Annotated in this window: 15 protein-coding genes and 1 pseudogene; 11 read left to right on the forward strand and 5 right to left on the reverse strand. The window is 64.0% G+C overall.

Annotated elements, in window-relative coordinates; translation table 11 throughout:
* Position 1: 1 nt before the first annotated feature.
* Positions 2-628, forward strand: a complete 627-nt coding sequence (locus MTX19_RS04545) for a TadE/TadG family type IV pilus assembly protein (RefSeq protein WP_280982615.1) — start codon at positions 2-4, stop codon at positions 626-628.
* A gap of 105 nt (positions 629-733) precedes the next feature.
* Here MTX19_RS04545 and MTX19_RS04550 read toward each other — a convergent pair whose 3' ends face one another.
* The 5 genes and pseudogenes from MTX19_RS04550 to MTX19_RS04570 form a co-directional block, all read right to left on the reverse strand.
* A complete protein-coding gene (locus MTX19_RS04550) occupies positions 734-889 on the reverse strand; it encodes a hypothetical protein (protein ID WP_280978692.1) in 156 nt (51 codons plus the stop codon).
* Positions 886-2,108: pseudogene (locus tag MTX19_RS04555) on the reverse strand (IS701 family transposase). Before MTX19_RS04555 ends, MTX19_RS04550 begins: the two are co-directional and overlap by 4 nt.
* A 151-nt stretch (positions 2,109-2,259) precedes the next feature.
* Entirely contained in the window at positions 2,260-2,472 is a 213-nt protein-coding gene (locus MTX19_RS04560) for a cold-shock protein (RefSeq protein WP_016842648.1), read from the reverse strand.
* 267 nt (positions 2,473-2,739) lie between these two features.
* Positions 2,740-3,030 carry a translation initiation factor IF-1 gene (gene infA, locus MTX19_RS04565; protein ID WP_066515688.1) on the reverse strand — a complete coding sequence of 97 codons (291 nt, stop codon included), beginning with the start codon at positions 3,028-3,030 and terminating at the stop codon, positions 2,740-2,742.
* A gap of 24 nt (positions 3,031-3,054) precedes the next feature.
* Positions 3,055-4,476, reverse strand: coding sequence for a DEAD/DEAH box helicase (locus MTX19_RS04570; protein ID WP_280985859.1), 1,422 nt, complete (start codon positions 4,474-4,476; stop codon positions 3,055-3,057).
* Between the two features lie 524 nt (positions 4,477-5,000).
* On the opposite strand from MTX19_RS04570, the gene urtA reads away from it, so the two are divergent.
* The 10 genes from urtA (at position 5,001) to ureC (ending at position 14,885) form a co-directional block, all read left to right on the forward strand.
* Positions 5,001-6,329, forward strand: coding sequence for an urea ABC transporter substrate-binding protein (gene urtA / locus MTX19_RS04575; protein WP_280982616.1), 1,329 nt, complete (start codon positions 5,001-5,003; stop codon positions 6,327-6,329).
* Between the two features lie 160 nt (positions 6,330-6,489).
* On the forward strand, positions 6,490-8,049 hold the full coding sequence (gene urtB, locus MTX19_RS04580) for an urea ABC transporter permease subunit UrtB (protein ID WP_280984692.1): 1,560 nt from the start codon (positions 6,490-6,492) through the stop codon (positions 8,047-8,049).
* Entirely contained in the window at positions 8,046-9,215 is a 1,170-nt protein-coding gene (gene urtC / locus MTX19_RS04585; RefSeq protein WP_280982617.1) for an urea ABC transporter permease subunit UrtC, read from the forward strand. The genes urtB and urtC overlap by 4 nt, the downstream gene beginning before the upstream one ends.
* 4 nt (positions 9,216-9,219) lie before the next feature.
* Positions 9,220-9,981, forward strand: coding sequence for an urea ABC transporter ATP-binding protein UrtD (urtD, locus tag MTX19_RS04590; protein WP_280982618.1), 762 nt, complete (start codon positions 9,220-9,222; stop codon positions 9,979-9,981).
* 3 nt (positions 9,982-9,984) lie between these two features.
* The gene (urtE, locus tag MTX19_RS04595; RefSeq protein ID WP_280982619.1) at positions 9,985-10,680 is read left to right on the forward strand and encodes an urea ABC transporter ATP-binding subunit UrtE; all 696 of its coding nucleotides are present in this window, start codon (positions 9,985-9,987) and stop codon (positions 10,678-10,680) included.
* A gap of 53 nt (positions 10,681-10,733) precedes the next feature.
* Positions 10,734-11,663, forward strand: coding sequence for an urease accessory protein UreD (locus MTX19_RS04600; protein WP_280982620.1), 930 nt, complete (start codon positions 10,734-10,736; stop codon positions 11,661-11,663).
* 24 nt (positions 11,664-11,687) lie between these two features.
* Positions 11,688-11,990, forward strand: coding sequence for an urease subunit gamma (locus tag MTX19_RS04605; protein ID WP_212396654.1), 303 nt, complete (start codon positions 11,688-11,690; stop codon positions 11,988-11,990).
* A gap of 109 nt (positions 11,991-12,099) precedes the next feature.
* Positions 12,100-12,405: an urease subunit beta gene (locus MTX19_RS04610; protein ID WP_229196673.1), complete on the forward strand. Its 306-nt coding sequence runs from the start codon at positions 12,100-12,102 to the stop codon at positions 12,403-12,405.
* Positions 12,406-12,613: 208 nt separating this feature from the next.
* Positions 12,614-13,168: an HD domain-containing protein gene (locus MTX19_RS04615; RefSeq protein WP_280982621.1), complete on the forward strand. Its 555-nt coding sequence runs from the start codon at positions 12,614-12,616 to the stop codon at positions 13,166-13,168.
* Between the two features lies 1 nt (position 13,169).
* Entirely contained in the window at positions 13,170-14,885 is a 1,716-nt protein-coding gene (ureC, locus tag MTX19_RS04620; RefSeq protein WP_280982622.1) for an urease subunit alpha, read from the forward strand.
* Positions 14,886-14,900 lie beyond the last annotated feature (15 nt).

Genomic DNA, 14,900 nt, shown 5'->3' on the forward strand with positions numbered 1-14,900 from the left:
CATGCAGCGGACATCTCGGATCCGGCTCTGCCTGCGCCACTTTGTGCGCGACGGACGCGGGCTCGCGGCCGTCGAATTCGCGATGGTGTTGCCGTTGATGCTGGTGATGCTCTTCGGCACCGTCGAGTTTTCGTCCGGCGTCGCCGTGGATCGCAAGGTGACGCTGATCGCGCGAACGCTGTCTGATTTGACCTCGCAGTCGACCTCGGTAGCGGACAGCGACCTCAGCAACTTCTTCAGTGCCAGCATCGGCATCATGACGCCCTATGATCCGACGCTCACGAAGGGCACATTGTCGGAGGTCTACATCGACTCCTCGAAGATCGCGCGGATACAATGGAGCGTGGCTGGGATCCTGACGAGCGGCTCTACGGTGGCGACGTTGACGACCTCGACCCGCAAGGTGGGTGACGTCGTGACCAGTATTGTTCCGCCCGCGCTGCTGATTCCGGGGACCTATCTGATCTTCAGCGAGGTGAGCTACACATACAAGCCGACGGTCGGCTACGTGATGGCACCGGCCGGCATCACGCTCAGCGACGTCGCCTATACCCGTCCCCGGCAGTCGCTGTGCGTATTCTATACGGCAAGCTCCGGAACCGCGCAGACGACTTGTCCGACCACTTAGAGCGTTTTCGAGCGAAGTGGACACCGGTTCGCGTGAAGAAAACGCGTCAAAACTAGAATCTAGGGCTTCGGTTCTGATTCTATCAGAACCGAAAATGCTCTAGCATTACAGTTGTAATTTTTGCTTGAGATGCGCTTTGCGCGCGTTGGCTTGATGAGCCCTGCGCCAGGATGACCATGCGAGGATGTGGGCATGCGGGATGCGCCGCTGGGCGAGCTTCATGGCGATGCGGCGGATTTCCTGGATCGACCAGCGGATCAAGAACGATGCTTCGGTCGGGGCCGCGGTCGCGTTTTTTTAAGCAATGCTCCGGTGTTGGCCCGATGACGGATGACGGCCATCGTGGCGAAGGCAAGCATGACCAGTGAGACATGGCGATGCCAGCCATGCCAGGAGCGGGTTTCGTTGTGATCAAGACCGAGCTCGTTCTTGGCGGTTTCGAAGCTGTCTTCGATGGCCCAGCGATGGCCTTCCACGGATACCAGCTTCTGCATGGACGTGCCCTTGGGGCACCATGTGGAGAAGAAGGCTAAGCTGTTGTCGGCAATATTGCGGCGGATCAGAAGACCTCGGGTCCATTCCCCGGCAAGGTCGTCGTTGTATTCGCCGGCGTCGAGATCGGCCAGCTCAAGATAGGCCCAGTCGTGCCAGCGCGGACCTTTGGTTCCTTCGCCGGACGGCAGGCGGCGCCAGGCCTTCTTGGGAAGGCTCTGCGCGATCGTAGAGGCAGTGCCGGCGACAGGCTGCTGCTTGCCCCAGGAATAGAACACGTGATTGGAAGCAACCCCCAGAACAAGCCTTTGCCCGCCTTGCGCAGCAGGGTTTCGATCGCTCCCGTGCCATACACGCTGTCCGCTGCTACGAACGAGAACGGCACCTTTGCGGCGATCGCGCGAGCGATCATTTGATGCGCGATCCGGGGCTTCGTCGCAAAGCTCACATCGCTCGGGACATGTGCGGCCTTCAGGCGAGCGGGTTCGTCCGTCCATTCCTTTGGCAGGTAGAGCGCCCGATCGATGAAGGCATGGCCATGCCGCGACACATAGGAGGCAAACACTCCGATCTGGCAATTGGTGATCTTGCCCGCCGAGCCAGTGTACTGGCGCGCGACCCCACACGAGGCCTTGCCCTGTTTCAAAAAGCCGGTCTCATCGATGACCAGAACCGCGTCCTCGTCACCCAGCGTTTCCAGCGCGTACTCACGTACAATATCGCGCAGCGCGTCGGCATCCCACTGCCCCCGACCCAGAATCGCCTGCTGGCGCCACGGGCCTGGATCGCCAGCCGCTTCCGCCCGCATCCAACCCGTCTTGCGCGGCTCGTTGCCCAACAGTCCGTCGAGAAATTGCCCCGCCGAGGCCGCGACCCGCTCTTGCGTAAACAGCGGACGGATGCGTTGCTTGGCATCTCGCAACGACGAAGCCCACAGCGTCAGCGTATCCTCAACCGACGCGCCACCAATCATCAGATCCCGAATCATGGTCGCCCATAGATTCAGAACCTTCAGGAAGATGCAACTGTAATGCTAGGCCGCGGTCGTTCGTCCGCTCGACAAAAAGGCCGCATCCGAGGAAGCGGCCTTTGTTGTCTTGACGCAATTTCCTGGAGCTTCGCGCGTCCGGGAAATCGGCTTATCCAGCGGCGCGGAGATTATCGGCCGAGGATTTGCCGGAACGGCGGTCAGCCACGATCTCGTAGGAGATCTTCTGGCCTTCACGCAGAGTGCCAAGGCCGGCGCGCTCAACGGCACTGATGTGCACGAACACGTCGTTCCCGCCTTCATCCGGCTGGATGAAGCCATAACCCTTGGTCGCGTTAAACCACTTCACGGTTCCCATGCTCACGTGGGTAGTCCCTTCTCAGATAGACAGTTCAAGACCCGCTTGGTCGGCGGGGTGGTGAGATCGAATTTTTGGAAGGGTCGTCAGCGTCTGAACCGGCTGTACCGGTGTTAGCTAATGTCGTCCGGCCGAAAATCGATAGCCAATATTATTCGATAGAACGGTTCAAAACAATCCTGACGTGCGCGATTTTTTGGCCGGCGGGCCCGCCGGCCATTTATCGCGCAGGACATCGGGATGTCACGCGCGCAGCAGTTGCAAAAGTTTCCCTCAGCGGCGGCGGAACTGGCCGCCGCGCTGCTGGCCGCCCCGCGGCGGACCGCCGGGGCTGCTCGGGCGCTCATCCTTGTGACGGAAAATCAGTCGTCCCTTTTCGAGGTCGTAGGGCGACATCTCGATCGTCACGCGGTCGCCGGCCAGCGTCTTGATGCGGTTCTTCTTCATTTTGCCCGCGGTGTAGGCAACGATCTCGTGTCCGGCATCGAGTTGGACCCGATAACGAGCGTCGGGGAGGATTTCGGTCACCAGTCCTTCGAACTGGATCAGCTCTTCCTTAGCCATGTGTTTCTCCAGATCGAGCGACGGCTAGTGCTGCGGTTGCTTGTTGCGGTTGGGTTGCGGTTTCGGCCGGCTCTCGCGATGCAAGAAGGCGACGCCCTGAATGCCTTCGCTGCTGCCGGTCTGCGACGGACGTGGCGACTCGCCCCGGTTCGTCTGCGGTGCGCTATTATTACCACCTCGACGGCGGCGGCGGCGAGGGCCTTTTGCGCCTGGAGTGGCCTCATTCCCACGGACATTATGTGCGCGTGGCGCAGAGCGGCCGCCCCGGTGCGGTTGGGAAGGAGGCTGCGCCGGCGCCGCGGCGTCGCGGTTGCCGGGCGTACGGCGGTCCTCCCGCGGCAGCGCGATCCGGATCAGCCGCTCGATATCGCGCAAATAGCCCATTTCCTCGGCGCCCGCGATCAGCGAGATCGCGACCCCGTCGGCGCCGGCACGCGCGGTGCGGCCGATGCGGTGGACGTAGGTTTCCGGCACGTTGGGCAGGTCGAAATTCACGACATGGCTGATGCCGTCGACGTCGATGCCGCGGGCGGCGATATCGGTCGCCACCAGCGTGCGGACTTCGCCGGAACGAAACGCCGCCAATACGCGTTCCCTATGGTTTTGCGATTTGTTGCCGTGAATGGCGTTGGCCTCGATGCCGGCCTTGGCGAGGCCCTTCACCACCTTGTCCGCGCCATGCTTGGTGCGGGTGAAGACCAGGGCGCGGTCGACCGGCTCCTGCTTCAAGAGCTGGGCCAGCACCGCCGGCTTGGCGGCGAAATCGACCTGGATCACGCGCTGGGCGATCCGGTCGGCGGTCGAGGACACCGGCGTCACCGCCACGCGAGCGGGGTCGCGCAGCATCGCCTCGGCGAGTTCGGCGATGTCCTTCGGCATGGTGGCCGAGAAGAACAGCGTCTGCCGCCTGATCGGCAGCTTGGCGACGATCTTCCGGATGTCGTTGATGAAGCCCATGTCGAGCATGCGGTCGGCCTCATCGAGCACCAGGAACTCGACCTGGTTGAGCTTCAACCCGTTGCTCTGCACGAGGTCGAGCAGGCGGCCGGGGGTGGCCACCATGACCTCGACGCCCTGCATCACGGCGCGCACCTGGCGGCCCATCGGTACGCCGCCGATCGCGAGCGCCGAGGTGAGGCGGATGTGGCGGCCATAGGCGTTGAAACTGTCGAGGATCTGCCCGGACAGCTCACGGGTGGGCGAGAGCACGAGCACGCGGCAGCTCTTGGGCTGCGGGCGGACCCGGTTCTCGAGCAGCCGGTGCAGGATCGGCAGGGCGAAGGACGCCGTCTTGCCGGTGCCGGTCTGGGCGATGCCGACGACGTCACGGCCAGCGAGCGCGAGCGGGATGGTCTGGGCCTGGATGGGAGTCGGCGTGAGATAGTTTTCTTCTCGAAGCGCGCGGGCGATGGGATCGGCGAGGCCGAAATCCTGAAAGGAGGTCAAAAGGTCGGTCTTTCCATAAAAGCAGTCGTCGTCCCGGCTGGTATCGCCGGGATCGCACGAGGGCGTCGGGACACCCGCGTGTCTAGGGCATCTAGCTTGGTTGGCTGATAAGGCGAGCCAGAAGCCGTTGGGACGGCCAGAACACGCAGCTCGCGGGTCGCTCCGCGATTCTCGCGGGCACGCCGCTGATATGGCCCAGGAACACGGCGCTTTCAAGATGCTGCAAATGCGAGGTTAGAGACCGCCCGATCATCGCGCAGACTGTCACAAATTCATGCCGGAAATTTAGCCAAAACGCCAATCTTGCTCATGAAATAATCAGTCTGCTCTTTCGGCATTCATTCGCACAGCCCAATGATTGGGCAGCCGATTTCCGTATTTCCCCGGAACTTTCGAAATTATCCAGTAAAGTCATAGGCTTAATTGACGCGCGGACCGTGGCACAGTTCTTGCGATTCTCTTAACCGCAGGCGGCCAGACGGCCGTTCGCAGCGTTCACGCCTGCGTCAGGGAGATGACATTTCATGCTTACTCAGCTTACTCACGATATAGCGACGATGACCCGTCGCCGCGCTCTTGCGGCGACTGCCGGCCTGGTTTTGGGGCTGGCTGCGTCTTCGCCATTCTCGCCCGCGCAAGCGGCCGACGACACCATCAAGGTTGGCGTTCTCCATTCGCTCTCCGGCACCATGGCCATCAGCGAAACCACGCTGAAGGACACGATCCTTTTCCTGATCGACGAGCAGAACAAGAAGGGCGGCGTGCTCGGCAAGAAGCTCGAGGCCGTCGTGGTCGACCCCGCATCGAACTGGCCGCTGTTTGCGGAAAAGGCGCGTGAACTGATCACCAAGGACAAGGTCGCGGTCGTGTTCGGCTGCTGGACCTCGGTGTCGCGCAAGTCCGTGCTCCCGGTGTTCAAGGAGCTGAACAACATCCTGTTCTATCCCGTGCAGTACGAGGGCGAAGAGTCCGAGCGCAACGTGTTCTACACCGGTGCGGCGCCAAACCAGCAGGCGATCCCCGCCGTCGACTATTTGATGAAGGAAGAGAAGGTGAAGCGCTGGGTGCTTGAAGGCACCGACTACGTCTATCCGCGCACCACCAACAAGATCCTCGAGGCCTATCTGAAGTCGAAAGGCGTTGCGCCCGCAGACATCATGATCAACTACACGCCGTTCGGCTTCTCCGACTGGCAGACCGAAGTCTCCAAGATCAAGACCTTCGGCTCGGCCGGCAAGAAGACCGCGGTGGTCTCCACCATCAATGGCGACGCCAACGTTCCGTTCTACAAGGAACTCGGCAACCAGGGCATCAAGGCGACCGACATCCCGGTGGTCGCGTTCTCGGTCGGCGAGGAAGAGCTCGCCGGCATCGACACCAAGCCGCTGGTCGGCCATCTCGCCGCCTGGAACTATTTCGAGTCGATCAAGACCCCGGCGAACGAGAAGTTCATCAAGGAGTGGCAGGCCTACACCAAGAATCCGAAGCGCGTGACCAATGACCCGATGGAAGCGCACTACATCGGCTTCAACATGTGGGTGAAGGCGGTCGAGAAGGCGGGATCGACCGATCCGGACAAGGTGATCGACGCGCTCCCGGGCATCGAGACGCCGAACCTGACCGGCGGCGTGGCCAAGATGCTGCCGAACCATCACATCACCAAGCCGGTGTTCATCGGCGAGATCAAGGGCAACGGCCAGTTCGACGTGGTCTGGAAGACCCCGGGCCTGGTGGCCGGCGACGCCTGGTCGAAGGAGCTCGAAGGCTCCAAGGACCTGATTGGCGATTGGGTCGGCAAGAAGTGCGGCAACTGGAACACCAAGACCAACAAGTGCGGCGGCCAGGGCTCCTGATTTGGCGCTCCTGATCTGATCCACGACACAACACAAACTTCCAAGAGATTGGAGAAGGCGGCTTCGCTCGCCGCCTTCTCCCCACACTCCTGCCGGGGTTATCGACGTGCTTGTTCATTGCTTTGATCGCGTTCGCGCGCTGTTTCTATCCGTTCTGCTATTGACCTGCCTTGTCGTGCCGGCGCTCGCCGGGCCGTTCGAGGACTCGGTCGCCAAATTCGCCAATGACGACTTCTCCGACACGGAGGCCGCGATCGGCGAGGTCGCGTCCTCAGGTAATCCGCTGGCGTCAGCGATCCTCGGCGCGCTGCAGGATGGCCGGCTGTCGGCCGATCCGGACACCAAGAAGGTCTTCGTCACGCGGAGTGACGGCAAGATCATCGACGCCGCAACCGGGGCCGCCGTCGACAAGCTGCCGGACAACGTCGCGGACGTCCGCGTCAACAATCGCCTGCGCCGCAGCATAGAGGCCGCGCTCGGCGGCCTGACGCTGCTGTCATCGGATCCGGCCAAGCGCCTCGCCGCCGCGCAATCGGTGTTCAAGAGCCATGAGGAGAACCTGCTTCCGACGGTGGAAAGCGCGTTTGCCAAGGAGACCAACAAGTCGATCAAGCAGGCCTTCGCCGAGGCGCGCGCCGCCATCATCCTGTTCAAGTCCGATGCGTCCGACAACGACAAGCTCGACGCCGTGGCCGTGATCAAGGCGCGCGGCGACCAGGAGGCGCTGGCGCTGCTCAACGACGTCGGCACCGATCAGCCGCCGCTGGTCGGCAAGGCGGCCGCGAGCGCGATCTCGTCGATCCAGAGCAACCTCGCAATGTGGTCGGCGGTGCAAAACGCCTGGTACGGCATCTCACTCGGCTCGGTGCTGCTGCTCGCCGCGATCGGGCTTGCCATCACCTTCGGCGTGATGGGCGTCATCAACATGGCCCATGGCGAGATGGTGATGCTCGGCGCCTACACCACCTTCGTGGTGCAGGAGGTGATCCGCAGCCGCTATCCCGGCCTGTTCGACTATTCGCTGTTCATCGCCGTGCCGCTCGCCTTCCTGGTCGCGGGCGGCATCGGCGTGTTGATCGAGCGCACCATCATCCGCTTCCTCTACGGCCGGCCGCTGGAAACGCTGCTCGCGACCTGGGGCCTGTCGCTGGTGTTGCAGCAGGCGGTGCGCACGGTGTTCGGCCCCACCAACCGCGAGGTCGGCAACCCCTCCTGGATGAGCGGCGCGTTCGAGCTCGGCCAGATCACCATCACCTATAACCGGCTCTGGATCCTCTGCTTCACGCTTGCGGTGTTCGCCGTCCTGCTCGCAATGCTGCGCTACACCGCGCTCGGGCTCGAGATGCGCGCGGTGACGCAGAACCGGCGCATGGCGGCCTCGATGGGGATCGCGACCTCGCGGGTCGATGCGCTGACCTTCGGGCTCGGGTCAGGCATCGCCGGCATTGCCGGCGTGGCGCTGTCGCAGATCGACAATGTCAGCCCCAATCTCGGCCAGAGCTACATCATCGATTCCTTCATGGTCGTGGTGTTCGGCGGCGTCGGCAATCTCTGGGGCACGCTGGTCGGCGCCTTCACGCTCGGTATTGCCAACAAGTTCCTCGAGCCGGTGGCGGGCGCGGTGCTCGGCAAGATCGCGATCCTGGTCCTGATCATCCTGTTCATCCAGAAGCGGCCGCGCGGCCTGTTCGCGCTCAAGGGACGGGCGGTGGAAGCATGACCCCGCACATCCTCACCCGTTCGCTGGATCGCGCCGCGACCAGCTTCATCCTGATCGTGGCCGGCCTCGGCGTGCTGATCCCGCTGTCGAACCTGCTCTTGCCGCAGGGCTCGGTGTTCCACGTGCCGACCTATCTGGTGGCGCTGTGGGGCAAATATGTCTGCTACGCCATCCTGGCGCTCTCGATCGACCTGATCTGGGGCTATTGCGGCATCCTCTCGCTCGGCCACGGCGCGTTCTTCGCGCTCGGCGGCTACGCCATGGGGATGTATCTGATGCGCCAGATCGGCAGCCGCGGCGTCTACGGCAACCCGATCCTGCCCGACTTCATGGTGTTCCTGAACTGGGACAAGCTGCCCTGGTACTGGTACGGCTTCGACAAATTCTGGTTCGCGGCGCTTATGGTGCTGCTGGTGCCGGGACTGCTCGCCTTCTGCTTCGGCTGGCTCGCCTTCCGCTCCCGCGTCACCGGCGTCTATCTCTCGATCATCACGCAGGCGATGACCTATGCGCTGCTGCTCGGCTTCTTCCGCAACGATTTCGGGTTCGGCGGCAACAACGGCCTGACCGACTTCAAGGACATCCTCGGTTTCAATGTCCAGGCCGAGGGCACGCGCTGCGCGCTGTTCCTGCTGAGTTGCCTCGCGCTGATCGTCGCCTTCGCGATCTGCCGCGCGGTGGTGACCTCGAAGCTCGGCAAGGTGCTGATCGCGGTGCGCGACGCCGAGAGCCGCACCCGCTTCCTCGGCTACCGGGTCGAATCCTACAAGCTGTTCGTGTTCACGCTGTCGGCCTGCATGGCCGGCGTTGCCGGCGCGCTCTATGTGCCGCAGGTCGGCATCATCAATCCGAGCGAGTTCGCGCCCGGCAACTCGATCGAGGCCGTGATCTGGGTCGCGGTCGGCGGTCGCGGCACGCTGGTCGGTGCGGCCATCGGCGCCATCGTCGTCAACTACGCCAAGACCTACTTCACGTCAGGGCCGCTCGCGCCGTACTGGCTGTTCATGCTGGGCGCGCTGTTTATCCTGGTCACGCTCCTCCTGCCCAAGGGCATCGTCGGCACCTTCAATTCCTGGTGGGAGCCCTGGAGGGCGCAGCGCAGCTCGCCCGATGCCGAAAGTGCCGCGCGTGAAGACGGCGTCGGCGCACCGAAGATGGCGGAGTAGGCCGATGAACGTGATGGATACCCGCGCCACCTCGGCCATGCTCTATCTCGACGGCGTGCACGTCTCGTTCGACGGCTTTCACGCCATCAACAACCTGTCGCTGACGCTTGAGCCCGGCGAGATGCGCGCGATCATCGGTCCGAACGGCGCCGGCAAGACCACGATGATGGACATCATCACCGGCAAGACCAAGCCGGACGAGGGCACGGTGCTGTTCGACGGCACCGTCGACCTGACCCGGCTCGACGAGACCCGCATCGCCGAGCTCGGCATCGGCCGCAAGTTCCAGAAGCCGACGGTGTTCGAGAGCCAGACCGTGCAGGACAATCTGCTGCTCGCGCTCAATGTCGACCACTCCGTTCGCGGCACCCTGTTCTGGCGCGGCAGCAAGGCCGAATCCGAGCGCATCGACAAGGTGCTCGAGACCATCCGCCTGACCGACGCGCGCAACCGCCTTGCCGGCAGCCTGTCGCACGGCCAGAAGCAGTGGCTCGAAATCGGCATGCTGCTGGCGCAGGACCCGAAGGTGCTGCTGGTCGACGAGCCGGTCGCCGGCATGACGGATGTCGAAACCCATCTGACCGCCGAGCTGCTCAAGGAGATCAACAGGAACCACACCATCATGGTGGTCGAGCACGACATGACCTTCGTCCGCGAGCTCGGCGTCAAGGTGACCTGCCTGCACGAAGGCTCGGTGCTGGCGGAGGGGACCATCGACCAGGTGTCGTCGAACGAGCGGGTCGTCGAAGTGTATCTGGGGCGTTGAACGATGCTGAAGGTCGACAACATCAACCTCTACTACGGCGCGGCGCAGGCCTTGCGCGGCGTCTCGCTCACCGCCGAGCCCGGCAAGGTGACGTGCGTGCTTGGGCGCAACGGCGTCGGCAAGACCTCGCTGTTGCGCGCCATGGTCGGGCAGTATCCGATCGCCTCGGGCGCGATCAATTTCGACGGCAAGGACATCACCGCGCTGAAGCCCTATGAGCGGGCGCGGCGCGGCATCGGCTTCGTGCCGCAGGGCCGCGAGATCTTTCCGCTGCTGACCGTGGAAGAGAACCTGAGGACCGGCTTCGGTCCGCTGAAGCGCGAGGACCGCAACATCCCCGACGACGTGTTCTCGCTGTTTCCGGTGCTGGAGACCATGCTCGGCCGCCGCGGCGGCGACCTCTCCGGCGGCCAGCAGCAGCAACTCGCGATCGGCCGTGCGCTGGTGATGCGGCCAAAGCTTCTGCTGCTCGACGAGCCGACCGAGGGCATCCAGCCCTCGATCATCAAGGATATCGGCCGCGCCATCTCCTATCTGCGCAACCTCGGCAACATCGCGATCGTGCTGGTCGAACAATATCTCGACTTTGCCTGCGAACTCGGCGACAGTTTTGCCGTGATGGACCGGGGTGCGGTGAAATATGCCTGCGACCGCGCGAACCTCGATCCCGCCGAGATCAGCCGCCAGATGGCGCTGTAATGCAATCTGACGCCGCAATGAGCGGCACGGGGATTAAGGGAGCGTCGGGGCGGATGCGGAGCGAGCTCGCGGGAGCGGCTTCAGCGACATTTGCGGCGAACCGCGCCCAGGGCGCGGTCAGGTTCGGCGTGCACCTCAAGGACGGCGTCACCCGGCGCGGCGACCTGCACGAGTCGGGCTCGCTGCGCGTCCGCTTCCCGTCACCGGAGGACGAGGGTCTGTCGGCCATGTTCGTCAACACCGCCGGCGGCATTGCCGGTGGCGACCGCTTCGACATCGCGATCTCGGCCGGCGAGGGCGCCCGCGTGACGCTGACCACGGCGGCCGCCGAAAAGGTCTATCGCGCATCGGCAGCGTTTTCGAGCGAAGTGGGTACCGGTTCGCGTGAAGAAAACGCGTCCAAACAAAATGAGAGCATGGTGCGATCCAACCGGATCGCACCATGCTCGATCGCAGCGGCGCGGCTCGACATCGCGCTGAAGGCCGACACAGGTGCGCATCTGGCCTGGCTGCCACAGGAGACCATCCTGTTCGACCGCGCCCATATTCACCGCCGCTTCGACATCGACCTAGCCGACGATGCCTCGCTCTTGCTCTGCGAGATCGTGGTGTTCGGCCGCTCCGCGATGGGCGAGACCATGCGCCATGGCGAATTTGTCGACCGCTGGCGGATGCGCCGCGGCGGCCGGCTGGTGTTTGCCGAGACGGTCCGTCTCGACGGCGAGATCGGCGAGAAGCTCGCCAGGCCCGCGATCGCGGGTGGCGGCACGGCGATCGGCACCGCGCTGATCGTACCGGGCGATGCGGCGCTGGTCGAGCGCATCCGCGAGGCATCGGACAACTTCGGCGGCGAGGTCGGCATCTCCGCCTGGAATGGCTTTGCAATGGCGCGCTTCTGTGCCCAAGATGCCGCCCGGCTCCGCGCCGACATGATGACGGTGCTGAGCCGCGCCTCCGCCGTGCCGCTGCCGCGGCTCAACTGAATTCCTGAACGACAGAGTGCTCGCATGAATTTGTCTCCCCGCGAAAAGGATAAGCTCCTGGTCTCGATGGCGGCCATGGTGGCGCGCCGCCGGCTCGAGCGCGGCGTCAAGCTGAACCATCCCGAGGCGGTCGCGTTGATCACCGACTTCATCGTCGAGGGAGCCCGTGACGGGCGCACGGTCGCCGAGCTGATGCAGGCTGGCGCCAAGGTGCTGACCCGCGACCAGGTGATGGCCGGCATCCCCGAGATGATCCACGACATCCAGGTCGAGGCGACATTCCCCGACGGCACCAAGCTCGTCACCGTGCACGAGCCGATCCGATAGGACAGCCGTCATTCCGGGGTGGCCGCAAGGCCGAACCGGAATCCAGCGATTGTTGATCGAGATTCCGGGTTCGATGCCGCGCATCGCCCCGGAATGACAGGAGAGACAGATGATCCCCGGCGAACTCTTCATCAAGGACGGCGAGATCGAGCTCAATGCTGGCCGCAAGACCGTGACGCTGTCGGTCGCCAACACCGGCGACCGGCCGATCCAGGTCGGCTCGCACTATCATTTCTTCGAGACCAATCCGGCGTTGAAATTCGACCGCAGACGCGCCCGCGGCATGCGTCTCGACATCGCCGCCGGCACCGCGGTTCGCTTCGAGCCGGGCCAGACCCGCGACGTCCAGCTCGTGGCGCTCGCCGGCAAGCGCGTGATCTACGGCTTCCGGGCCGAGGTGAAGGGCAAGTTGTGATCCGGCCGAGACCCGCGGTGATGTCGAGTGAGGTGAGCACGCTGGCCGGGCTCCCTCCCCCCTCATGTCCGCCGAAGCCTCGGCGAAGGCGGATGCGGGGGAGGGCTGGGGAGAGGGGTAAGCCCCGAGCGCCGACCGAAGAGATTCGGCAATCTGGTGCAAAGTGGATTTGCAACGTGCGCTCCTGCCGAGGAGCACTGTAGCCGTCATGCTCCCCGCGATCCGCCTGATCTCCGAAGCCGCCGAGTTCGCTGCGCGCCGTCACAACGGGATGGCGCGCAAGGGGCGGGGGAGCGAGCCCTATATCAACCATCTCGCCGAGGTCGCGAACCTGCTCGCCGCCGTCACAGATGGCACCGATGCCGAGCTGGTGGCGGCCGGCTGGCTGCACGACACCATCGAGGACGCCGGGACCACGCGCGAGGAGCTTGCGCGTGAATTCAGCGAGCGCGTCGCCTCGCTGGTCGTCGAGTGCACCGACGACATGAGCCTGCCGAAGGCCGTGCGTCGGCAAAGGCAGATCGAGGATACCCCGCACAAATCACCCGCCGCCAAGCTGATCAAGGCTGCCGACAAGGTCAGCAATATCGGCGCTCGGATCGTGCCGCATCCAAGCAAGGACGAGCGTGACGACCTCGCCGATTATGCAGCCTGGGCCGAGAAGGTGGTCGCAGGTTGCCGGGGAATCAATCCGCGGCTTGACCGCATTTTCGACGACACCATTGCGCGCGCGAGGGCTGCGCTGGCTGAAGCAGGGGGCTGACATGGCCGTGAAGATCAAGCGTTCCGTCTATGCCGACATGTTCGGACCGACCACCGGCGACAAGGTGCGGCTCGCCGATACCGATCTGATCATCGAGGTCGAGAAGGATCTCACCACCTATGGCGAGGAGGTGAAGTTCGGCGGCGGCAAGGTGATCCGCGACGGCATGGGGCAGTCGCAGGTGACCAACGCGCAAGGCGCCGCCGATACCGTCATCACCAACGCGCTGATCGTCGACCACTGGGGCATCGTGAAGGCCGACGTCGCGATCAAGGACGGGATGATCGCAGCGATCGGCAAGGCCGGCAATCCCGACATCCAGCCCAACGTGACCATCGTGATCGGCCCGGGCACCGACGTGATCGCGGGCGAAGGCAAGCTCCTCACCGCCGGCGGATTCGACAGCCACATCCATTTCATCTGCCCCCAGCAGATCGAGCACGCGCTGATGTCCGGCGTCACCTCGATGTTAGGGGGCGGCACCGGCCCGTCGCACGGCACCTTCGCCACCACCTGCACGCCCGGCCCGTGGCACATGGGGCGGATGATCCAGTCGTTCGATGCCTTCCCGGTCAACCTCGGCATCTCGGGCAAGGGCAACGCGTCGCGCCCGGCGGCGCTGGTTGAGATGGTCAAGGCGGGCGCCTGTGCGCTGAAGCTGCACGAGGACTGGGGCACCACGCCGTCGGCGATCGATACCTGCCTCTCGGTGGCCGACGATCACGACGTCCAGGTGATGCTGCACTCGGACACGTTGAACGAATCCGGCTTCGTCGAGGACACGGTGAAGGCATTCAAGGGCCGCACCATCCATGCCTTCCACACCGAAGGCGCCGGCGGCGGCCATGCGCCTGATATCATCAAGATCGCCAGCCTGAAGAACGTGCTGCCGTCCTCGACCAATCCGACCCGGCCGTTCACCCGCAACACCATCGACGAGCATCTGGACATGCTGATGGTGTGCCATCACCTCGATCCCTCGATCGCCGAGGATCTCGCCTTCGCCGAGAGCCGGATCCGCAAGGAGACCATCGCCGCGGAAGACATCCTGCACGACCTCGGCGCGCTCTCGATGATGTCGTCGGACTCGCAGGCGATGGGCCGGCTCGGCGAAGTCATCATCCGCACCTGGCAGACCGCCGACAAGATGAAGAAGCAGCGTGGCGCCCTGCCGCAGGACAAGGGCAACGACAACGACAATTTCCGCGTCAAGCGCTACATCGCCAAATACACCATCAACCCCGCGATCGCGCACGGCGTGTCGAAGCTGATCGGCTCGGTCGAGAAGGGCAAGCTCGCCGACCTCGTGCTGTGGTCGCCGGCCTTCTTCGGCGTCAAGCCGGACTGCATCATCAAGGGTGGCTCGATCGTGGCCGCTCCGATGGGCGATCCCAACGCTTCGATCCCGACGCCGCAGCCGGTGCACTACCGGCCGATGTTTGCCGCCTTCGGCAAGTCGCTCACCGCGTCATCGGTGGTGTTCACATCGAAGGCCGCCGTCGCGGGCGGCCTCGCTCGCAAGCTCGGCACAGCCAAGAAGCTCTACGCGGTGCAAAACACCCGCGGCAAGATCTCCAAGAAGAGTATGATCCACAACGATGCAACCCCCGAGATCGAGGTCGATCCCGAGACCTATGAGGTACGCGCAGACGGCGAGCTGCTGACCTGCGCGCCGGCGGAGGTGCTGCCCATGGCACAGCGTTACTTTATGTTCTAAAACCCCTCCCGGTAT

The organism is Bradyrhizobium sp. ISRA464, assembly GCF_029910095.1.
Lineage (GTDB): Bacteria > Pseudomonadota > Alphaproteobacteria > Rhizobiales > Xanthobacteraceae > Bradyrhizobium.